Origin of the sequence: Dolichospermum sp. UHCC 0315A (genome assembly GCF_008121535.1) — a bacterium.
In the GTDB taxonomy this organism is placed as follows: domain Bacteria; phylum Cyanobacteriota; class Cyanobacteriia; order Cyanobacteriales; family Nostocaceae; genus Dolichospermum; species Dolichospermum lemmermannii.
The window spans coordinates 4,619,414-4,642,391 of the sequence record NZ_CP043056.1 but is presented as its reverse complement, the minus strand read 5'-3'; the positions used below and the strand labels follow the sequence as shown (position 1 = coordinate 4,642,391).

Annotated in this window: 19 protein-coding genes; 8 read left to right on the top strand and 11 right to left on the bottom strand. The window is 35.9% G+C overall.

The features are described from left to right. Positions 1-63: 63 nt before the first annotated feature. The 3 genes from BMF77_RS22000 (at position 64) to BMF77_RS21990 (ending at position 2,551) form a co-directional block, all read left to right on the top strand. Positions 64-1,209, top strand: a complete 1,146-nt coding sequence (locus BMF77_RS22000) for an amino acid ABC transporter permease (protein ID WP_148767162.1) — start codon at positions 64-66, stop codon at positions 1,207-1,209. Positions 1,210-1,280: 71 nt separating this feature from the next. Further along, positions 1,281-2,021 (top strand): amino acid ABC transporter ATP-binding protein, encoded by a 741-nt coding sequence (locus tag BMF77_RS21995; protein ID WP_148765853.1) that lies wholly within the window; start codon positions 1,281-1,283, stop codon positions 2,019-2,021. A gap of 278 nt (positions 2,022-2,299) precedes the next feature. Further along, positions 2,300-2,551, top strand: a complete 252-nt coding sequence (locus BMF77_RS21990) for a hypothetical protein (protein WP_148765851.1) — start codon at positions 2,300-2,302, stop codon at positions 2,549-2,551. A 92-nt stretch (positions 2,552-2,643) separates the two neighbouring features. On the opposite strand, the gene BMF77_RS21985 is transcribed toward BMF77_RS21990, so the two are convergent. The 5 genes from BMF77_RS21985 to BMF77_RS21960 all read right to left on the bottom strand — a co-directional run bounded on the left by BMF77_RS21985 (position 2,644) and on the right by BMF77_RS21960 (position 10,893). Then, complete coding sequence (locus tag BMF77_RS21985) at positions 2,644-4,620, bottom strand: DUF262 domain-containing protein (RefSeq protein ID WP_148765849.1); 1,977 nt, start codon at positions 4,618-4,620, stop codon at positions 2,644-2,646. Between the two features lie 424 nt (positions 4,621-5,044). After that, a complete protein-coding gene (locus BMF77_RS21980) occupies positions 5,045-6,088 on the bottom strand; it encodes a WD40 repeat domain-containing protein (RefSeq protein ID WP_148765847.1) in 1,044 nt (347 codons plus the stop codon). A gap of 80 nt (positions 6,089-6,168) precedes the next feature. Then, the gene (locus BMF77_RS21975; RefSeq protein WP_015079631.1) at positions 6,169-7,137 is read right to left on the bottom strand and encodes a GTP-binding protein; all 969 of its coding nucleotides are present in this window, start codon (positions 7,135-7,137) and stop codon (positions 6,169-6,171) included. Between the two features lie 147 nt (positions 7,138-7,284). Continuing rightward, positions 7,285-7,965, bottom strand: coding sequence for a hypothetical protein (locus BMF77_RS21970; protein WP_148765845.1), 681 nt, complete (start codon positions 7,963-7,965; stop codon positions 7,285-7,287). Positions 7,966-8,631: 666 nt separating this feature from the next. After that, positions 8,632-10,893 carry an amylo-alpha-1,6-glucosidase gene (locus tag BMF77_RS21960; protein WP_148765843.1) on the bottom strand — a complete coding sequence of 754 codons (2,262 nt, stop codon included), beginning with the start codon at positions 10,891-10,893 and terminating at the stop codon, positions 8,632-8,634. 357 nt (positions 10,894-11,250) lie between these two features. Between BMF77_RS21960 and BMF77_RS21955 the strand changes: the two genes are divergently transcribed. Both BMF77_RS21955 and BMF77_RS21950 read left to right on the top strand, forming a co-directional pair. Continuing rightward, positions 11,251-12,018, top strand: coding sequence for an ATP-binding cassette domain-containing protein (locus BMF77_RS21955; protein ID WP_148767160.1), 768 nt, complete (start codon positions 11,251-11,253; stop codon positions 12,016-12,018). A gap of 24 nt (positions 12,019-12,042) precedes the next feature. Then, entirely contained in the window at positions 12,043-13,569 is a 1,527-nt protein-coding gene (locus BMF77_RS21950; protein ID WP_148765841.1) for a glycine betaine ABC transporter substrate-binding protein, read from the top strand. 60 nt (positions 13,570-13,629) lie between these two features. Here the strand turns inward: BMF77_RS21950 and BMF77_RS21945 are convergent, their stop codons facing one another. The 5 genes from BMF77_RS21945 to ovoA all read right to left on the bottom strand — a co-directional run bounded on the left by BMF77_RS21945 (position 13,630) and on the right by ovoA (position 18,148). Beyond that, complete coding sequence (locus BMF77_RS21945; RefSeq protein ID WP_015079636.1) at positions 13,630-13,953, bottom strand: nucleotidyltransferase domain-containing protein; 324 nt, start codon at positions 13,951-13,953, stop codon at positions 13,630-13,632. Positions 13,954-14,208: 255 nt separating this feature from the next. After that, entirely contained in the window at positions 14,209-14,703 is a 495-nt protein-coding gene (locus BMF77_RS21940) for a DUF427 domain-containing protein (RefSeq protein WP_148765839.1), read from the bottom strand. Positions 14,704-14,748: 45 nt separating this feature from the next. After that, positions 14,749-15,609, bottom strand: coding sequence for a sterol desaturase family protein (locus tag BMF77_RS21935; protein WP_148765837.1), 861 nt, complete (start codon positions 15,607-15,609; stop codon positions 14,749-14,751). A gap of 139 nt (positions 15,610-15,748) precedes the next feature. Beyond that, complete coding sequence (gene egtD / locus BMF77_RS21930; RefSeq protein ID WP_148765835.1) at positions 15,749-16,726, bottom strand: L-histidine N(alpha)-methyltransferase; 978 nt, start codon at positions 16,724-16,726, stop codon at positions 15,749-15,751. 99 nt (positions 16,727-16,825) lie between these two features. Beyond that, a complete protein-coding gene (gene ovoA / locus BMF77_RS21925; protein WP_148765833.1) occupies positions 16,826-18,148 on the bottom strand; it encodes a 5-histidylcysteine sulfoxide synthase in 1,323 nt (440 codons plus the stop codon). A 485-nt stretch (positions 18,149-18,633) separates the two neighbouring features. On the opposite strand from ovoA, the gene BMF77_RS21920 reads away from it, so the two are divergent. Beyond that, positions 18,634-20,622, top strand: a complete 1,989-nt coding sequence (locus tag BMF77_RS21920) for a DICT sensory domain-containing protein (protein ID WP_148765831.1) — start codon at positions 18,634-18,636, stop codon at positions 20,620-20,622. Here BMF77_RS21920 and BMF77_RS28775 read toward each other — a convergent pair. Beyond that, positions 20,582-20,713 (bottom strand): hypothetical protein, encoded by a 132-nt coding sequence (locus tag BMF77_RS28775; RefSeq protein WP_256370322.1) that lies wholly within the window; start codon positions 20,711-20,713, stop codon positions 20,582-20,584. The two genes, BMF77_RS21920 and BMF77_RS28775, sit on opposite strands and share 41 nt — an antisense overlap. Positions 20,714-20,825: 112 nt before the next feature. Between BMF77_RS28775 and BMF77_RS21915 the strand changes: the two genes are divergently transcribed. Both BMF77_RS21915 and trpE read left to right on the top strand, forming a co-directional pair. Beyond that, a complete protein-coding gene (locus tag BMF77_RS21915; RefSeq protein ID WP_015079642.1) occupies positions 20,826-21,242 on the top strand; it encodes a photosystem I reaction center subunit II PsaD in 417 nt (138 codons plus the stop codon). Between the two features lie 201 nt (positions 21,243-21,443). Further along, on the top strand, positions 21,444-22,955 hold the full coding sequence (gene trpE, locus BMF77_RS21910) for an anthranilate synthase component I (RefSeq protein WP_148765829.1): 1,512 nt from the start codon (positions 21,444-21,446) through the stop codon (positions 22,953-22,955). Positions 22,956-22,978: the final 23 nt, after the last annotated feature.

Here is a 22,978-nt window from a genome sequence, read left to right as displayed (position 1 = left end):
AAACGCAGATAAACGCAGATAAATACGGGTGATAATTATTCTATATGGTCTCACATTTCTATGATGATTAAACTGACTTGGTTAAGAAAAAATCTCTTTAATAATTGGTACAATAGTCTATTAACTGTTGTTTCTTTTATATTTCTATTTTGGTTAGTTCAGGGATTTGCAATTTGGTTAATTACTAAAGCACAATGGCAAGTAATCCAAGTTAATTTACACTTATTTTTAGTAGGAAGATTTCCCCAAAGTTTATATTGGCGGATTTGGGTTGTTTTGGGAATATCTACAACTTTAACCGCAATTACAGCGAGTGCATTTACCAAAAAAGCAATAATCAAAAACCGCAATTCTTTGATTGCTGTTGTGATTATGGGGATTTCACTGTTTATTTTCCCCATACCATTAACAAGCCGTTTATGGTTATTATTAATAGTAGGTTCAATATTTGCAGGTTTGATAATTGGTCAAAATTTTACTAAAATCATCACACCTTGGCTTTCACTAATTTGGTTATCATCATTTTTCATAATTATCTGGTTAATTGGTGGTGGTTTAGGATTACAAACTGTATCTACAAACCTATGGAATGGGTTATTACTTACCCTATTAATGGCAATAATTAGTATTATCCTTTCCTTCCCCATAGGAGTTTTACTCGCATTAGGAAGAACCAGCAATTTACCTGTAGTGCGGTGGTTTTCTATTCTTTATATTGAAATTGTTAGAGGATTACCCTTAATTGGGATTCTATTTTTAGCCCAAGTCATGTTACCCTTATTCTTACCAGCAGATTTACGTTTAGATCGTTTACTCAGAGGTATTGTGGGACTAATATTATTTAGTGCAGCATACATGGCTGAAAATGTGCGCGGAGGACTACAAGCAATTCCCAGAGGACAAATAGAAGCAGGAAAAGCACTAGGATTAAATACACCTTTATTACTCATATTAGTCATATTACCCCAAGCCTTACGCGCAGTTATTCCCGCAATTGTTGGTCAATTTATTGGTTTATTTAAAGATACTTCCCTTTTATCATTAGTGGGATTAGTAGAATTAACAGGAATGGCACGTTCTATATTAGCACAACCGCAATTTTTAGGAAGATATGCAGAAGTATATTTATTTATCGGGTTGATTTATTGGGTATTTTGTTATTCAATGTCCTTAGCTGCTAAAAACCTAGAAAAACAATTAACATCGTAGGTTGGGTTGACGCAAGGAAACCCAACATTCCTAAATATCTATTTAAATCTTAAACTACACAAAAGGAATATATGACAGAATCAACCCCGATAATTATTGCTAAAGATGTTCACAAATGGTATGGTAAATTCCATGCCCTCCAAGGTGTAAGTTTAACCGTAGAACGGGGAGAAGTCGTTGTTTTAATGGGACCATCTGGTTCAGGAAAATCAACCTTTATTAGAACATTCAACGCCTTAGAAGAATATCAACAAGGAACTATTACCATTGACGGAATTACCCTCAGTCATGATTTAAGAAATATTGAAACAATTCGTCGAGAAGTGGGAATGGTATTTCAGCAATTTAATTTATTTCCCCATTTAACAGTTTTAGAAAATATCACCTTAGCACCAATATATGTCCGCAAAATATCCAAAGTTAAAGCCGAAGCATTAGCAATGCAATTATTAGAAAGAGTGGGAATTTTAGCACAAGCACAAAAATATCCAGGACAATTATCTGGTGGACAACAACAACGAGTAGCCATAGCGCGTGCATTAGCAATGCAACCGAAAATCATGTTATTTGATGAACCGACATCAGCATTAGATCCAGAAATGGTGAGAGAAGTTTTAGACGTAATGCGAAACCTAGCTAATGACGGAATGACAATGGTAGTTGTTACCCATGAAGTCGGATTTGCGCGAGAAGTTGCTGATAGAGTAGTGCTAATGGACAGCGGTTTATTAGTTGAATCCTCTACCCCCGACACCTTTTTTACTAATCCCAAAGAAGAGAGAACCAGGAAATTCTTATCACAAATTCTCTAAGGTGATTTAATTCAGGCTAAAGATCCCCGACTTCTTAATTTAATCTTTTGTAAATAATGATAATTTATCAAAGAAGTCGGGGATCTAAAAGCAGGTTTAACGATGTCCAAATATTGGGAAGATTTGATAATGTTCTTTATCTATAGACATCGCTAGGTTAACCGTATACATGGTATCTAAAATTACATCTATAAAAATTGTTTACAGGATTTACAAGTATATTTGTACTATGATACAATAAATGCGATATTCTCAGTTTTTCAATAGGAGTAAATTGTATGTCAAATCATAGCGGAAGTTATATGTTAAATGAAGTGATTACAATTTTGAAACGTGAGCATTGTTTTGATCATTTGGATCAAGAAGAGAAGCAAAATCTGATTGAAGAAATTGTCAAACTAGCTCGTTATGAAGATGATTGTAATCCAGGGGAAATTTTAGAAGGACACACAGACTATTTTAAAATCTGTTATTGTTGTTTAGCGAAAACTCATGATCTGGAATCTGGTCTTTGTGTAAAATGCAGGTAATTACATAATATATCGCTCTTTTTTTTTAACGCAAAGGTGCTAAGGAGCAAAAGAAGAAAATAAGGTTTTTGGAAAATGATACCTAACATACATTAAGTTGTGGTTTCTATTTGCCAATCTTCTAGAGAAATTTCTGCCGTTTCGATAGCTTTTATACAAAAAGCATTAATATCTCTAGCTGATAAGTTGACATTAACAAACACCCCATTTTCTAATTTTCTCGTATCCCGAAAATCTTTTTCATCTCTACTAATGAACCGGGGAAATTGTTCCATAACATCCTTAAATTTATCGGCATCTAAATCAGCGATCACATTTAAAGTTTTTTCTAAAACATCCCGCCAACTTTTGACAGGATATTCCTTACCAAAAATTTTTAGTTGTTTGGGAGTTGTACCCCTTACCTTAGTTTTCGCAGGATTCATAAGATTTTCATTACCAAAGTAAGGCCAAATTTGTAAAACTTTTTCTGCTAAATATAAACTCCTTTTTTCTATATCTTCTCTTTTCCAAGTTTCTTGATTTTCAAAGTATTTATTGATTTCCAAATGACTATTAATCAATATTTCTTTTTTCTGGATAAATTCAGCATTATATAATTCACCATTGTAAGCTGTAATAGTTATATTACCCAACGATTGCAGTAATAAATCATGAGTTATGTCGCCCTCTTCTCCTAAATGTTCTTGCCACCATTTAGTTATAGTTTGTGGCATAATATGTTCAATAGTTAGATTAGTAAAAGATACTTGTTCTTTATGATAGAAGGATTCTTCTATAGATTCTAAAATTAATTTACCTTTACAAGTACGTCCAGTACCATATAGTTTAACATCCAATAATCTATCTTTAAATTCTGTATCTTTGGGATAATCTCGATTTTGTAAATCTAGTTTTAATCTTTCCACAAAATCAGCATGAGCTAAATTACTTGCTTTGCTAACTTGAGAATACAGTACAGAAAATATCCTATTTAATCCCCTAGTTTGGACGTTACAAATAAATCGGCGAATAATGAAATTTTCTAAAATCTGCAAAACAGCAATAAAATCTGCTTCTAAGAGATTATTTTCCTCATAATCATGATAACAATTAAGTAAAAAGGGATAAACGGTAGCTTGTTCTAAACGGTTGATTCTTTCCAAACAACGACGAATTTTTAAATTATTCTCTTTTAGTGGATCTAAAAGTTTTGCATAATATTCCGAAAATTCATATAAATCTTTCAAATAATCAATAGCATCTCTTTTGATCATTCTTTCTTTGATCTGAAAATAAACTTCATCTTTCTTGATTTCTACGCCATCTCTGGTTAAATAATGTCTGATAAATTCTGTTAAATTAACATCTAAAGTTTGTTGCATTGGTAGCCAATATTTATTATAAGCATCGTCTTGATTTTCGGTATTAATTCTCAAGAAAAAATAATTACGAATTAAATCTGCTTGTGTTAAAGGTTCACCTTTAGCATTGAGACTTTCAAAGACTAAATAAGGATTATCTTCTGTACTTAAAACAACGCTCACAATAGATAAATAACTACAGATTACTTTCTTGAGATCAGAAAAATCTAAATTACTTTGTCTAATCTTCTTTTCAAAAAATAAGTAACATTCAGTAATACCAGAATTATTTACATAATCTTGACCATTAATTAAACTATGAAAAGACTGTCTATCTACCTGGGTAGGTTGAAGTTTATAATGGTCTAAACCTTTTTTATATGGATTAACAATAATAGTATTATGAATTTCTGCGGCTAACTCATCATGAATATTTTTAGCTTTATCTCGCAAAGCACAAAGCAGGATAAAAATAGTAGTTAAACGTTGTTGTCCATCAATTAATAAATATTTACTTACACCTTCAGGTATAGCAGAAGTTGGCATAGTGACAATAGAACCCATAAAATGAGGACGACGATTATCGCTATGATATAGTTCTAAAATATCATTCCATAGAGATTCCCACTGAGATTTTTTCCAACTGTAGGCTCTCTGAAACAAGGGAACAACATACTGTTTATTACCTTCAATAATCTCTTGCAGCTTAGTTTCTGATGCTTGCATGGTTAATGTACTCTGATTTACTCAATAGTTATGCTTTTAGTATAAAAGAATCTTGTATAAATAGCATAAGATAGCGTAACAAAATAAAACATCAAATATATCCAGGGAATAAATTCCCTGTCTAAAAGCAAAAGTCGGTTAAAACCGACTCATAAAAAATAATTCCCCTTTTAGTGACATACTCCACACACTCCCTTATGCCTTGCGGCACGCTTGCGCGAACAGGTGAGTGTGGGCTTCTCGGCGACTCCTCTATGAAGACATTAACCGAGCTTTAAAGCCATAAGCCCTAGGGACTTTTTGAGATAATTTTTAACTTTTTTGATAGGCTGCTTTTGGTGCATTTAATTGAGTTACACCTACTGTTGAAAATTATATTAAACCTTAATTAACACCTTAGCAAATTTCAAGGTATTTTTAATTTTTAATTCCCCAAAGAAGTTGACCAAATAATTAATTCACCTTGTTCACCACCTGCGGCTAAAAATTGTCCTTGGGGATGCCAAGATAGGGTAGAAAAACCTGCTTCTGTATCGGTAAAAATCTGTGATACTTCTTGATTTTCATCCCATAAACATAACCAACCGTCAGCACCAGCGGAAGCAATAATAAAACTTTGGGGTGCATAAGATATTGCTTGAATAATATCTACATGATTGGTTAATACTTGCGCTTCCCAACCTATAGATTCATCTAGGGACTTCTCCCATAATACTATACCTTCAACACTGGAAACAGCCAAAATTGGCGCACCTGTAGGGGCTTTTAGTTCTGACCATGCTAAGTGACGAATTTTTCCTGGAAAGCCACGCATGACCCAAGGATCAGGGTTTTCCCATTCTAAAACGGTGAGAGTCCGATCCATATTTCCAGATGCTAAATATTCACCATCACCAGACCAAGCTATTGCTGTACTGACGGTAGACATGGAAAGCATAAATGGTTCTTCATCCCAATCTTGAGTAGACCAAATTTTTACGCCTTTATAGCCGTTAATAGCCAAATATTTGCCGTCTTTACGCCAATCAATTCCCAAAATTGAGGAATCATTAAAATTGAGAGTAGCAATAACTTCTAATGTATCTGCATCCCAAATTTGCACATAACGTCCTAAACTAAAAGCTAGTTGATTATGAGTAGGACTCCATGCTAATTGATCAACCCAAATAGGAGCATTTTCTAAAGTGCTAATTAATTGATTTTCACACCAAATTTTTACTTTTCCATCTTGTCCACCAATGGCTAAATATTTGCCATCATGGGAAAAAGCCAGACAATTTACTGCTTTATCTGTAGCAGTTTGTAAGGTTGTTAATTCGCCATTTTCCCATAAAATAACTTCTCCAGCCGCCGAACTAGCTGCTAGTATTTCTCCTTGAGAAGACCAAGCCAAAGCGGTGACATAATCTGCAAGTTTTGTGGAATAATGTTTTGTAAATTCTGGAGATTTGCTAGTTGTTAAGTTCATAGTTTTGATATTTCATTTACAGATTTACAGATTTCCAGATCCCCGACTTCTTGAAGAAGTCGGGGATCTAATTAGTTTATTTAACTCATACAAGCGAAAAAGTCTTCTTTTAATTTGGCTTCATCTAAATTTCTACCAATAAATACAAGTTCATTTTTACGAGTTTCATTTACTTTCCAAGGTCTATCTGCTTTACCTTCAAATATCATGTGTACTCCTTGGAAAACAAAACGAGTATCCTCATCTTCAATATTTAAAATCCCTTTCATTCTGAAGATATCTGTTCCTTGTGTTCTGAGTAATTCTGACATCCAGGCATTGATTTTTTCACCATTTACAGAACCTGCTGCGACTATAGCTACAGAAGAGACGCTTTCATCATGGACATGAGCATCTTCTCCTAAAAAATTAGGATCAATTTCTAAAGCCTGATCTAAATTAAATGCTTGAATTCCTAATAAAGCTGACATTGCTAATTCGGAATTATGGGTGCGGTGAATTTTTGCCATTGCATTCATTGACCGAATCCGGGTTTCTAATTCATCTAAAACTTCTGGTGTTACCAAATCAGTTTTGTTCAATAAAATCACGTCAGCAAAAGCAATTTGTTCTTGGGCTTCGTCCGCTTCCCAATGTTGCCAAATATGTTTAGCATCAACAACTGTGACAACTGCATCTAATGATAATTGATCTTGTAGATCTTCATCTACAAAAAACGTTTGAATGACAGGTGCAGGATCAGCTAATCCGGTGGTTTCAATGACTAAATGATCAAACTTATCTCGGCGTTTCATCAAGTTGCCAATAATGCGAATTAAATCACCTCTAACTGTACAACAAATACAGCCATTATTCATTTCAAATATTTCTTCATCTGCATCAATTACCAATTGATTATCAATACCTACCTCTCCAAATTCATTGACAATAACAGCGACTTTTTTACCATGTTCGTAGGTGAGAATATGATTTAATAGGGTAGTTTTACCCGCACCTAAATATCCAGTTAAAACGGTTACTGGTACTGAGTTAAATGTTTCTGAAGTCATCGTCCACCTTAGATTAATTTAGATTAATTTTATTGAGTATAGCCCTATTTAGTGCTGAAAAACAAGATCCCCAACTTTTAGAAAAATTGAGGATCTGACTCTTACCTTAATTAAATGAACATGATACTAATCTCTATTACCGTGAGTTTAGCTACCCTTGGTATATACCAATAAGTTCTTATACTCTTCAATCTTGTGCATTTTCCCCTGTTTTACAAATGATTCAATCATTGGTTTAGCATGACCCCAGCCGATTGATTTTGTATAGAAGAGAATTTTGCCATTGGGATTCAGTTTACTAAGAAACATCGCTAGAAGAGATTCTTCATTATGATGTAAAAAATGTGCTTCTTCAGGCATATAAAATTCGCCTAGATGAAACAAAGAAATTACATCGAGCATGGGTAAAGAACGCTCTGTCAAGGTGTATATATCTGTACAGAGAACCTTGTAATACTTGGACAGTAGACGATCTTTAAGAGATAATCGGACATATTCTTGATGTTCGGGTGCAGAAGCAGTAATCCCAATAATTTCATTTGGTTGAGAAAATTTCTGATTTTCCAATCCTAGAATATGATGAGAGCCTGTGCCAAAATGGAAGATAGTTTGATCTTGGATATGATGCTTTTGTAAGTATTCAACTAATTCAAGATCACATGGACAACGCTCTGGTTGTAATCCCCAAGATGATTTTTCGCGGTAGTAATCAGCACCAACCCATTGTGGTAAAACTGGACGAGAAAAACTCAAAAAATAGTAAAGTCTTGCTAGATGGCGATTTGTAAAAACTATTCCCCGAACGGTTTGTCTAATACTAGTAACCATGAATTAATCAACCTCAATAGTTTGGAAAAGATGTTTTTGATATGTCGGATACGCGGCACATTAAGAGGATGTTTGAAAAGTTTTGAATGTATAGACTGACCCCTCTCCAAACCTCTCCCCTGCAAGGGGAGAGGCTTTAAAACCCCCATTCCCTTGCAGGGAAGGGGGGTAGGGGGGTTAGGTTTTTGGAGATTACGGGTTTGATATAATACTTTTCAAACAACCTCTAAGGTAGGATGCTAAAAATATTCAGCATCAAAACTACAATGAAGCTATATAAAATTAGCCCAATTTAAATTTATTGAGCCAAGTAAATTGACATCCCAGATAATTTTTGTAATCGTTATGCTTGATGGTGACAGACAAATGATTACTGATGATATGCTTGAAGATTGAGTCATCCTAGATGGATAAAATTCATCAAAATCCCTGAAAACCTGCTCTATGTGAGTACCCAAAAAAATACTGGGTGCTGAATTTCTAGAACTTAGGCAAGTCTAACATACGAAAAATAAAGCTCACATCAAGTACAGATGAAAGTTTAATTAACTTTTGCTATGTGTGGGCATTTTTGATAAATCTCTACAGAATATAGCCATCCTATTTGATTGGTGTCAGAGTCAGATCCCCGACTTCTCAGAGAAGTCGGGGATCTTATTGTTCAATTTAAGCTTCAATCACCACGCGCAAATTACCGCGTTTTTTCGCAACTCGACAAGCGGTAGTGCTACCAATTCGTTCAAATTCTAAATCTAAAATCGTGCCACCAACACGCAAATTGTGAAAAGATAAATTGTTAATTGATTCTGGTAAAGCTGGGTCAATAATTCGCAAACAATTATTCTGTGCGTCTGGGACTAAATTCACCATCATTTGCAATAGTTGAAAAATGCTACCTGTAGCCCAGGCTTGGGGAGTACAAGCAACGGGATACTGGACGGGAGCATTATCACCGTTCATTTCATAACCGCAAAATAGTTCTGGAGGACGTTGATAGGGTTGCTGGGAGGTCATGTTGAATAACCCTTGAAATAGTTCGAGAGATTGATCAATTAAACCGAGCGATCGCAATCCCATTCCAATCATAGAATTATCATGAGGCCAAACTGAACCAGTATGATAACCCATGGGATTATAAGCCGGTGACAAACTACTTAAAGTTCTAATTCCCCAACCATTAAACATATCCGCAGCCTGCAGTCTTTCTGCCACACTATAGGCTTTTGCAGACGTAAATATCCCCAAATTTAAACACTGGCCAGGATTAGAACTAATACTATCTACTGGTTTACCTTCTCCATCTAAAGCCAAAGCACAGAAATCTTGATCTTCTAACCAAAAATCTTGGTTAAATTTAGCCCTAAGTTGTCTCGCTTCTGTTTGCCAAAGTTCTTCTAAGTCTGGGCGTTGTTGGATTTTGGCAATTTCTGCGAGGCGGTTTTTCGCTGCATAGACATAAGCTTGCACCTCACACAGAGAAATTGGCCCAATGGCTAATTCTCCTTTGCGGTTGACAATACAATCACCAGAATCTTTCCAACCTTGGTTAATTAGACCACCTTTAGATTTGCGTGCATAGCTGAGATAACCAGTTTCTTGAAGTTGACGATCAATCCAACCCATAGCCGCTAAAGCATTTGGCCACAGTGCTTCCAAGGTTTCTTGATCATGAGTCCAACTGTAATATTCAGCATACAACATTAACCACAGCGGAGTAGCATCCACAGTACCGTAGTAGGGTGTATGGGGAATTTCTTGACATCTCGCCATTTCTCCCAACCGCAGTTCATGTAAGATCTTACCAGGTTCTTCTTCCCGCCAAATATTATCAGTTTGACCCTGATATTCTGCCAATAGTATCAAGGTTTCTTTGGCAATTTTGGAATTCAACATCAAGGTTTGGGACGCGGTAATGATCGAATCTCGACCAAACAAAGTAGAAAACCAAGGAACACCAGCAGAAACAGTTTTATGTTTACCAAAGGACTGAAGCAATAAATATATATCTTGTTCAGCCCGCGAAATGACGCGATTAAAAAGACTTTTATCTGAGCTAATCCGGGTAATTTGCTGCAACCAATTTTGCTCTTCCATTAATTCAGCAGCTTTTGCTTGCGCTAAAGTAGAAGCAGCACTAATAGTAGAGCTAGGTTGATTGTCAGTGAACATATTCAGCCGATAACCTAACTTCTTAGTTTCATGAGATGCCAATTCTATGCGCCAAACTGCCGTAGAACCGTGAAACCGAGTTGGTTGCAAATGCTGAAATTGAATTAGAGACTCCATAATCGAAGCATCTAAACCCTGATATGCAAGGGTTAGAGATTCTTCTTTATGGGTTTGAGGAGATGAGGGTGCAACATGATCAGATGTTAATTCATTTAAATGTAAAAGTCTTCCCCGTTTTTGGCGATGATGACCTCTAACCTCAAATAAATCCACAAAATCAGCATCAAAACTCAGACTCAGTTCAAAAACAATGCTGGTAGTGTTGTAGTTAGCAACCTCTATTTCTTCAAATAATGCCCCATTGAGAACCAGTTCTCGACGAATACCCACAGTATCAGCCTTAAAAAGATTCTCTAAATCAGGATTGGTACATAAAACCGAGAGGGCAAATCCCTTATCAGCGTTACTACTCAGTAGTATAGGCGATCGCCCTTCAATCTGTAACTCCAAACGACTCAAAAACCTGGTATCACGGCAAAACATCCCCATACTAGGAGTGCTACCATAAAGGTAACAATCGGAAATATTCCCCATGGTATCTGTCACCAGGAATAAATCATCATCTTTAACTGTAATGGTTGGCTGTGGTCTTTGACTGACAACACAAGGCCATTCGGAAATCTCTTTTTGGTCTGCGGGAGTAAAAGTTCTGTTGTCGAGGACAATTGTTTCTGGAGTCATCAATGTATCCGGTGTCATTAGCCAGAGTTACCTATACAGGTGTAAATTTGCTCAAATCAATACTCTTAAAAAACAAAAGTAATTAAATCTAAGACAATGAATTTCTATAAATGTATACCTTATTAATTAGAAGTCAAGCCTGAAAACTGGCTGTTTTCCAAGGGTTTATTCCTTCATAAACATTGAGAGGTGCTAGAGGTAGAGAATACTTACTCAGGCATAAAATCTCAAAAAAGTAGAAAGAGGTGAATAAGAACTACTCACCATCTTTGTTTCTTTTCATACTGATATTGAATAAATAAGCATAAATAAGATCCCCGACTTCTTAGAGAAGTCGGGGATATGACCACCTTAATTTTGTTTAACGAAACCATTATGTCAACAACATCAGAAATTGCCGTTGAGTTTCAAAATACCAGTTTTGCCATTAATCACCGTCCCCTATTATCTAACTTAAATCTGAGCATTTATCAAGGGGAAGCATTAATTTTATTAGGACGCAGTGGGAGTGGAAAAACCACAACTTTAAAATTAATTAATCATTTACTTATTCCCACCCAAGGACAAGTTTTAGTCCAAAATCATCCTACAACTAACTGGGATGCCATTAAACTGAGAAGACGGATAGGTTACGTCATCCAAGAAACAGGTTTATTTCCTCATTTTACCATCGCGGAAAATGTCGGACTCGTCCCATCTTTAGAAAAATGGCCACCACAGAAAATTCAAAATAGAGTTTATGAAATGTTAAACTTAGTGGGATTAGAACCAGAAAAATTTGCTCAACGTTATCCCCATGAATTATCAGGAGGTCAACGTCAGCGAGTGGGAGTTGCTAGAGCTTTAGCCGCAGATCCACCTATACTATTAATGGATGAACCTTTTGGCGCACTTGACCCAATTACCCGTTTAGAATTACAACAACAATTTCAATATTTACAACAACAATTAGGAAAAACCGTGATATTTGTCACCCATGATATTCAAGAAGCCTTCTTTTTAGCCACAAGAATTGGTTTAATGTGTGAAGGAAATTTAGTCGTATTAGGAACAAGAAGAGAATTTCTCCAATCTCAACATCCAGAAGCAAAAGCATTTTTAGCTTGTTTAAATATTGGTAACAGTTGGGAAGAACTTAATTAAAATTAGATAAAAAATACAAAAGTTATGTTTTTATTTCAATACGGTACAGAAATAATTTTCCACAGTGGAGAACATTTAATATTAGTCATTATATCCCTAGCGATCGCCATTTCGATTGGTCTTCCTGTCGGCATTTTTATCACTCGTCAACCAAAATTAGCTTCCCCCATTCTTGGTTTAGCAAACGCCATTCAAACCATCCCTAGTTTAGCCATCTTTGGCTTTTTAATTTCCGTACCTTTCCTGGGAGGAATTGGCAAAATCCCCGCTATATTTGCGTTAACTCTTTATGCTTTACTTCCCATAATTCGTAATACATATATTGGCATTAATAGCATCAATCCCGCCATTAAAGAAGCCGGGATAGGCATGGGAATGACAGATCAACAATTACTATTGCAAGTAGAAATTCCCCTAGCTTTACCAGTCATTTTAGCAGGGGTAAGAGTAGCCACCGTTATATCCGTAGGAATTGCCACAATTGCTGCTGCTGTTGGTGGTGGTGGTTTAGGAGTATTTATTTTTCGCGGTATTTCCACAGTTAATAATGAATTAATTTTAGCCGGAGCAGTCCCCGCTGCTGTAATTGCTTTGAGTGCAGATTTCGGTTTAGAATTATTAGAAAAAAACCTTACGAAACAAATAGCAAACAAAGGTAAATTTAATCAGCAAATAGGTATTGTTTTGGGAATAATCACCTTAATTATCGCAGGATTAATAGCTTTTAACTATCAACAAGCACCAGCAAAAATTATTATCGGTTCTAAAAATTTCACAGAACAAGTAATTTTAGGAGAGTTATTAGCACAACACATAGAAAATCATACCAAATTAAAAGTAGATCGTCGTTTTAACTTAGGAGGAACATTTATTGCTCATGAAGCAGTAAAAGCGGGAAAAATTGCCGGTTATGTAGAATATACAGGAACTTCATTTACTACTGTTTTAAAAGAAAAACCAATTAGTAATCCTGAGACTGTTTATAAAAAAGTCAAGGAATACTATGATCAAAAATTGAAATTAGCAGTGATGAAGCCTTTAGGATTTGAGAATACCTTTGCCATGATTATCAGAGAAGAAGATGCCAAAAAATGGCAAATTAAAAGCCTTTCGGAAATTGGTAAATATAGTCCACAAATGAAAGCAGGATTTGGATATGAATTTTTAGAACGTGAAGATGGTTATCCAGGATTATCTAAAACCTACAACTTAAAATTTGCCAATATTAAACAAATGGAATTAGGATTAATGTATCAAGCATTAAAGGAAAAACAAGTAGATTTTATTGCTGCAAATTCTACAGATGGTTTAATTCCAGTTTTAAACTTAGTGATTTTAGAAGATGATAAAAAATACTTTCCACCTTATCAAGCTATACCTATTTTTAATCAAGAAATTCTCCAAAAATATCCAGAGTTAACAGATACCATTAATCAATTAGGAGGAAAAATTTCTACAACAGAAATACAAAAGATGAATTATCAAGTAGATAATCAATCTCAACCGGTGGAGAAAGTTGTCAGTGAGTGGTTAAAATCTCAACAATTATAATTTTCAGATATTTGATTCTCAAAAATATAAAATTTTTTATAAATTTTTTCTCCTCCGATATCATAGAAAAATACCTTCTTTTTTGACATTATAGTTAAAGGGAGTATTTTCATTTTCAAACTTTGCTGAAGAGATAAAGTGACGAGAAATAACAACATCGTTGTTTAGACAAATGGTTGAGATTATTTGACTGGTTTTATCAATTTCATGATAGGGGTTAATCTCTGATTTCAGAACAACCAGAATATCAATATCAGAAAATTCTTTAGCGTCTTCCCTCGCTTGAGAACCATATAAAATAATTGCTTCCAGTTGGTTTTGATAAAGTTTTTGCAAAGCTTGTTTAACTTCTTGTAATATCAAATTAAGCTGTGATTTGTTCATTGTTTAAATCATTCCTTTGGTTTCAGATGATTGGGTTTCGGTCTATAAATACTATTATATCACAACCAATAATATAGCGATTCTCATCCAAGTGAGGTACACCAAAGAAATAATTAACCGCAGATAAATAGAAAAAGAAACATCATGATAGAAAATCTTAGTTGAGAATTTGAATTTATCTGCACTATAGATAATTTCTAGATGATGTTTATAAATTGTCAAACTATCAATTTTGATAACTGAAATTTTCCTTATTTACCACCACATAGTTCCTGGTTCACCTTTAAATGGTCCAACAATATCAGAAGTAATCCACCCTCCGTAAAAATCACCTGTTTGGGCTTTAACTAATTCATCATTCACATAGCAAGCATCCATTAAACTGGCATAAAAACTGTAATATTCTTGAATTGATTCAAAATTAGGACTAGGTTGAATATATCGCCAAGCACCATTATTTATGTATTTATCTCCTACGGAAATATCATAATATTGACACCAACCTTTCCATTCACACCAAGTTTTTCTAGGTGTCTCTATTAAATGTTCTAACTGAATATCTTCAGCCGGAATATAATAACCCGGAGGATGACTTGTTTCTAAGACTCTTTTAGCTTGATGTGTTTGAGCCAAAACAATCCCATTAACAATTATCTTGAGATGTTTGTTAGTATCTTCTAAAATTGCCGGACGGGGATAGTCCCAAACTGATTCTTGACCTGGTTGTGGGGGGATAGGATTTGGTCTCATGATTATTTAATGGATGATTTTGATGATTATAATTACGTCATTATATCACATATTTACCGACTTTCTAGTATTTAATTCACCAAAAATGCTATTAATTTTAGATTCAATTGAACTCACAGGAAACATAATTCCCGTTTTTTTATTAATAGGATTAAGTGTATTAAATACCCTATCCCAAAAACCATGAATACCATAATTACCATTAAAACCAGTATGATGCAAATCATGAAAATCTGAAGGAATAAAAAATATTGATAAAGAACTATGACCTTCTAAATTATAAATGTTACCTATTAAAGTCCATGCACAAAGTTGAGTGATGTCATACCCAAAGATAAAAATAGGTAAAACATCCGTTATTGTAACAATAATATATTCTATAAGGCTTTTATGTCCAGCGACAAAACTTGATGTATCTTGGAATTCATGATGTTTAAGATGAATTTTGAGAAATGATTTTGTATGAAATAATCTATGGGCTATATAAAAACAGAAATCAGCAGTAACTATTCTCATCAAAAACCATCCCAAATTTAAAAGTAAACTATTACCTCTATGAACTTCTGGAGCTAAATATATAATAATTAATGCGGTAATTAGAGCTTTTATTTCTCCTGTAATGATACCTTTTAAAGTGAAATTAGGAAATAATTGTTTTTTCACTTTTTTGACTCTTACAGTTAGTTTATCATGAAAAAAATCGTTACTTTTGATTAATTTTTCAATAAAAATACCAATAGCATAAAATGAGATAGTTCCAACCAACCAGTATAATAATGCTTGGGTAATAAAATTTAGTTTGAGCTTATTTAACAGCAAAAAAAATAACTGTTGAGCAATTGTACAACTAATGGCAATTTTGAGATAAAATTCCATCTCAAAACAGAAATTCAATAATTTTTGCATTTTTATTACCTCTAAGTTCCTTAAATAAACATTTAATTGATTTTATCTAGTTGAATAATTACAATTATCAGCATTCAGCATTTTACAAGTATAAGTATTTTTCATCCTGATTTTTAAATCCTGAATGCTGACATAAAACTTATACAACTTGACAAAGAATCAACCCAAACCACTCTTTTTCATCTGTCCAAGTTTTCACAGTTTTCAATCCTTTATCTGACAAGTTTTTTTCCATTGTTGCTAAATTAAACTTACGAGAAATTTCTGTAAGGATACTTTCTCCTGCTTCAAAGTTAACCTTTAAATCCAAAAGTTCTAAAGATACCCAATGGCTTTTTTGGCAATGTAAATACATTTCAATTTGATGATCAACTTGATTATAAACCGCTTGATGTTTAAACAAACTGATATCAAAGTTACCTTGAAACCGCCAATTTAAATGAGAAAGCATATTTAAATTAAAAGCAGCAGTCACTTCCTGACTATCATTATAAGCAGCTTCTAAAATATCCAGGGGCTTTTGTAAATCAATCCCTAGCAGAAAGTAATCTCCTGGTTGTAAGGTTCGAGAAACTTGATTTAAGAAAATATCACATTCTTCCTGATTAAAATTCCCTAACGAACTTCCCAGAAAAAACAACATCCGTGATTGTAAATAATTCGATTCTAGATGAACCAAAGCTTGTTCATAAGTTCCTAATAACCCATGAATAGCAATATCAGGATACTTTTCTTGTAACTGTAAAACACTAGTTTTCAGAATACCCCCACTAACATCAATAGGAAGATATCTACAAGAATTAGCAATTTTTTGATAAGCCGTTAATAAAGCTTGAGTTTTCGTAGAACTACCACTACCTAATTCTATCAACTCACAACAATTTGTAATTGCGGCAATTTCATCAGCATATTGTTCTAAAATCCAGGCTTCTGTGCGAGTCGGATAATATTCTGGTAACTCACAAATTTTTTCAAATAATTGAGAACCAGGATCATCATAAAAATATTTGGGAGGTAAACTTTTCAGTTTTTCAGTTAACCCCTTAATAACATCCTTGCCATCAATACTTAACTCTTGATAATGATGATCTAAAACTGTTAAAGGCTGTGCAATCATTTTCTAAATCCTCTAGAGTGATTATAAGATCCCCGACTTCTGATATCAATTGATAATTTATTCACAAAATAAAAAAAGAAGTCGGAGATCTCGATTTTATTAATCCAAACTTTCAGCAACTCTAAAACCGACGTGCTGATAAAAATAAGGACGAAACCAGTTACGATAACAAGGTAAAGCCATTGTACCATTCGTTGCCCAAGAACCACCCAACATCATAAAATGTTTATCATCAAAAAAGGGTGCAGATTGATCTTCATAAAGATGGTGAGTTTTAAATCCTGGTAAGGGTTTGAATGTTTCCCCTAACCATTCCCAGACATTACCCCGTAGGTCAGAAAGTCCAGATTGATGATTTTCTGAAAACATTCCCACAGGCGTGGGAGAAATAAATTGTAAGTTAAGATTATAGTTATTTGCTAAACTGGAATCTGCTGATATTTTTAAGGCTTGATGCCATTCTGCTTCTGTCATTAACCGAGTATTTTTACCTTTCCACCGACAAAATGCCATGGCTTCATAATGGTTAACTTCTACAGGCCAATCTAAAGGTAAATCTAGTTCATCAAATGTAGCACGATAGCGATAGTTATTTTCTTGGTGTATCCAGAATTTGGGATATTGGATATTGTAGAGTTGTTTCCATGCCCAAGATTCAGTATGCCAATAATTTACATTATTATAACCACCGTCTTGAACAAACTCTAAAAATTCTCCATTGGTAATGAGATATTGACTTGCTAAAAATGGTTTTACTTCAACTTCTAAATGACCATATTCACTATCCCAACCAAAAGTTAAATCATCTTGGCGTTTTCCTAATTTTACTACACCACCAGGAACTTCTCGCATTTGATGATGCGGAATTTCTCCATTAGTAGGTGCATAATTCCATCCTTGGGGACGTTTTAAGTTCTCAACGGGTAATTGACGCAGCAGCATGGAAGAGGTTTCGACATGAATACGACTATGTTCTATTCCCATTAATAAAGCCCAAATAGGATGCTGTTGATGAATGGGTAAATCTAAAGGAGTCTTATTAATGATTGTGGTAATTTCTGCTCTGGCTTTGTTTCGATATTCCCAAACTTTTTTGATATTAGGCCAGTTGACTCCTTGAATGGCTACCTCTAGTTCTGCTGGTGTTTCTGGATCAACTCCTATTTCAAATAAGGTTTCATATTGGGGATTAATCCGATTTTTTATTAATCCCACCTGAATTAATTTGTTAATATAAAAAACAGCCGAATGTCCAAGATAGAAAATTAATTTATTTCTTAAAGGATCGGGATTTAGATAAAATGTTTCTTCTTTAACCAAACTCTTCATTAAGGTTTCTTCCAGTTCCGAGGAATTTTCAAAATATTTGAGTAGGGTTGTGGAACTACAATTATCGAGTTGGGGAATATGAGCATCTGTCATTTTCTTAACCTGGAGGAATTATGGGGATGACCTGAATAAATTAACTTTTGTAAATAAAGCCAGAGACTAATTTTAGCATTGATGGAAATTTCATCTCAGTGATAAACACTTACAGAATTTTTTGGGCAATAATTACAGGCTATAGAGTTAAATAGCCTATATTGGGACTATTTTGTGATTTTTAACTAAAATTTAATATTTTTGGCAATTTTACCAAAAACTAGATTCCTAGATTTACCGAAGACAAATATAAACAGTCTTTTTAGGCTAATCTAAAATAAGGATATGAATTTCCAAAATGCCAAATTATGCAAGCAAATTCGTTAAGCTTATACATTGCCCCGACTACATTAGGTACGAACAAACCTATATTGAGGTTAAAAAAAATAGATAAATGTTCTTGCGACTGGTAATAGATAAGGGTAATAGATCATAGGTAATATGTGTTTAATGACCACTGACCACTGACTAATGACTAATGACTAATGAGTATTTCCACTTCCGTGCTGAGTGATTTACTAAACTCACTCCCCCATCTGCGACCTCAGTTATATTTTAAGGCTTCACTAACCGCTCTCTCCCATGCAATGGAAGATCAGGTTTTAGCAGCCAATTTAGACAGTCCTTTGATCATTGCTAGTTTCCAGCAAGAGCGATTTTACCGGCAAGAAGCTCATCGTTATCAGCGACTTGCAGAAAAAAGTAATCAAATATATGTATTATCTGCACCAGAGACAGAGTTTGCTAATAGCTCAGAATATTATGAAAAGGTCGCTTTTGAGCCTGATGATGCTTTAGCGCAAGAATGGCATTTGCTAGTAATTGCTGACAACTATGCTACTTGCTTAATCTGTCGAGAAAGCCTGGGTTCTCTGGCCAAAAATCAATGTATCCCAGAGATGATTCCTAGTTTGGATATGGATACAGCGCGAAGATTTGAGGGGATTTGGACATCGGAAAAAGGGGTATGCTTAAAAGCCGCTCAATTGTTATTAGATAGAATTGAGATTTATCGGCCAGATTTAGCGGATAAAGTTGATGAAGTGAAGCAGCGGTTAAATATTAAGGAATCAACAAACGAGTTAAAAGTTAATTTCAATCATAAATATGTAGATTATATTGATACCGATCCTTTTGTGCAGAGGTTGGTGACATATCTGCAAGCTAGTCAGTATAAGCTGCATAAAGCTTACCGTGCGATTGCGGCTCAAGCAAGGAAAGAACGGTTGGTAAATTCCATTAGTACAGCAATTAGGCGATCGCTTGATCCACGAGAAATTCTCCAAGTTGCGGCTCAGGAGTTGGGACAACATTTAGAAGCCTGTCGTTGTCTAATTTATCGCGCCCAAGCTACAGATGCCAAAGCTATAATCGAACATGAATTTTTGAACTCTAATGTTACATCTGTACTAGGGCAAAGTTGGGAGTTACAAAATAATCCCCTGTTTCAGCAGGTGCTACGACAACAGGAGGGAGTATGTGTAGCTGATACCGTGGGGGACTCCAAAATAAAGAAATCAACAGCCTTATCGTCAATTGTGAAGAAGTTTAGCGTGCGTTCTTGGTTAATCGAACCCGTATTATATCAAGGGCGACTATTGGGAATTGTGGAGTTACACGATTGCCATTTTCCTCCCCATGAATGGCAACCAGGGGAGTTAGACTTAGTGAAGGCGATCGCTACTCAAATTGGTGCAGCTCTGATTCAAGCCGAATCTTTTGCCAATTTAGAAGAACTCAACCAACAACTAGAAGCCTTAGACCGCACCCGCAGTAACTTAATTGCCATTACCGGTCATGAACTCCGCACTCCATTATCCACCATTCAAGTTTGTTTAGAAAGCCTGGCTACAGAACCGGATATGCCTTGGGAATTGCAACAAATAATGTTGAGTACAGCCCTTGCAGACTCCGAAAGAATGCGGAAACTCGTACAAGACTTTTTAACCCTTTCTAACTTAGAAAGTGGTCGGGTAGAATGGCATCCTGAATCATTAACCATCCAAGAATGTGTAGATTTATCCCTCAGTCGCTTACGGACGCGCTCCAGTCAAGAAAAGATCCCAAAAATCAAAACTCAAATTTCCACAAGCTTACCTTTAGTCAGGGCTGACGGTGATTGGTTGGTGGAGGTAATCGCCAAACTTGTCGATAATGCTTGTAAATTTACTCCCTCTTCTGGGCAAATTATTATTAAAGCCATTAGCAATGGTCAGGAGATGCTAGAAGTCACCGTAGCGGACACAGGCAGGGGAATTGAACCCAATCGCCTAGAAATCGTTTTTGACCGCTTCTACCAGGAAGAAGGGGCATTACGGCGAACAACCGGCGGTACTGGATTGGGTTTAGCAATTTGTCGCCAAATTGTCAACGGCTGGGACGGAAAAATTTGGGCAGAATCCACAGGTAAAGATCAAGGCAGTCAATTTCATTTTACAATTCCCATCGTCCAAGGCAGCCAGGAAAATAATTAACAACTAACCACTGTACGGGCGAAGCATTTGGAGAACTATTTTTGGCAATGACCGATAATTTATCTTCCAAATGCTTCGCCCCTACTGACAACTGACAACTAACCACCAACTAATTACTAAAAACTGTTACAGTCTATAACGCGATCGCAACATAAGTCGAGTTCCAATGTTAGTATGCCGTAAAAACCTACAAGAGACAGTTTATGGCAACTTTGACTGGAAAAACCCCAATCTTTGGTGGCAGCACTGGCGGATTACTCACAAAAGCTGATGTAGAAGAAAAGTACGCTATCACCTGGACTAGCCCTAAAGAGCAAGTCTTTGAAATGCCCACAGGTGGCGCTGCTAAAATGGTAAAAGGCGAAAACCTACTTTACATTGCTCGCAAAGAGTACGGTATTGCTTTAGGCGCGCAGCTTCGCAAATTCAAAATCACCGATTACAAAGTTTACCGCATTCTCCCCGGCGGCGAAACTACCATGATTCACCCTGCTGATGGCGTTTTCCCTGAAAAAGTAAATGCTGGACGTTCTATGGTGCGTCACGTACCCCGCAGAATCGGTCAAAACCCCAACCCTGCACAAATCAAATTCAGCGGTAAAGCTACTCACGACGCTTAGTACCGCAGGGCGGAATTAAAAATTAACAATTAAAAATTAAAAAAGCAGAAATAACTAGCTTTTTGTGTGATTTTTAATTGTTGGTTGATTTACGCCGTTGTCAACTAATCGTTATGTAGTGGGTAATGGGTAATAGGGAAAAAAGAAAAATTTTGCCCCCTTACCCATGACTAAAAGCTCGTTGTTAATTTTTAATTATTTATGATTTTCCCCGATTTCGACCAGTTTCAAAAGCTTGCTGTCCAAGGTAATTTCGTGCCAGTGTATCAGGAATGGATAGCCGACTTAGATACACCTGTATCCGCTTGGTATAAAGTTTGTGCAGATCAACCTTACAGCTTTTTGCTGGAATCGGTGGAAGGTGGGGAAACTGTAGGGCGTTATAGTTTCTTAGGTTGTGATCCTTTGTGGATTTTGGAAGCTAGGGGTGATAAAACAACCCAAACCCATCGAAATGGTGATCAACAGGTTTTTATAGGTGATCCGTTTACAGTTTTATCTGAATGTTTAGCACCTTATCACCCAGTAAAATTACCAGAATTACCTTCAGGAATTGGTGGTTTATTTGGGTTTTGGGGTTATGAATTAATAAATTGGATTGAACCGCGTGTACCAATTCATGCCCAAGATGAGCGCAATATCCCCGATGGATTATGGATGCAGGTAGACCAATTATTGATTTTTGACCAGGTAAAACGGAAAATTTGGGCGATCGCCTACGCAGATTTACGTGATCCAGCAGGTTTAGAGGTAGCATATCAAAAGGCGAGCGATCGCATTCAGGAAATGGTCAGGAAGCTATCTTTGCCCCTATCACCAGAAAACACCAGAATATCTTGGACAGCCCCTGGAAACAAGCCTAAAGCGGGCATAGAGGACTATACCAGCAACTTTACCCAGACAGAATTTTGCGCCAGTGTGGAAAAAGCCAAAGCACATATTAAAGCTGGTGATATTTTCCAAGTTGTCATCTCACAACGCTTATCCACAGAATATACAGGTAATCCCTTCGCATTATATCGTTCTCTGCGGCAAATCAATCCTTCGCCTTACATGGCTTATTTTAACTTCCAAGACTGGCAAATTATCGGTTCTAGCCCCGAAGTCATGGTCAAAGCCGAATGCAATGATGAAGGGGAAATTATCGCCACAGTCCGTCCCATTGCGGGAACTCGACCCAGAGGGAAGACAACAAAGGAAGATGCAGCTTTAGCCGCTGATTTACTTCAAGACCCCAAGGAAATCGCCGAACACGTCATGTTAGTAGATTTAGGACGCAATGATTTGGGGCGGGTGTGCAGCAGTGGTAGTGTGAAGGTTGATGAATTAATGATCGTTGAACGCTACTCTCATGTGATGCACATTGTCAGTAATGTGGTGGGTAAGTTAGCACCGGGTAAAACTGCATGGGATTTACTCAAAGCGTGCTTTCCTGCTGGGACAGTTAGCGGTGCGCCTAAAATCAGGGCGATGGAAATTATTAATGAGTTAGAACCAAGTCGCCGAGGTGTGTATTCAGGTGTCTATGGATATTATGATTTTGAAGGACAATTGAATAGTGCGATCGCTATCAGAACTATGGTATTACATAATCAAACGGTAACTGTCCAAGCTGGTGCAGGTTTGGTGGCTGATTCTGACCCCGAAAAGGAATATGAAGAAACTCTGAATAAAGCTAGAGGGTTATTAGAAGCAATTCGTTGTTTGCGTTGAGAATTTATTTTCGCGCAAAGACG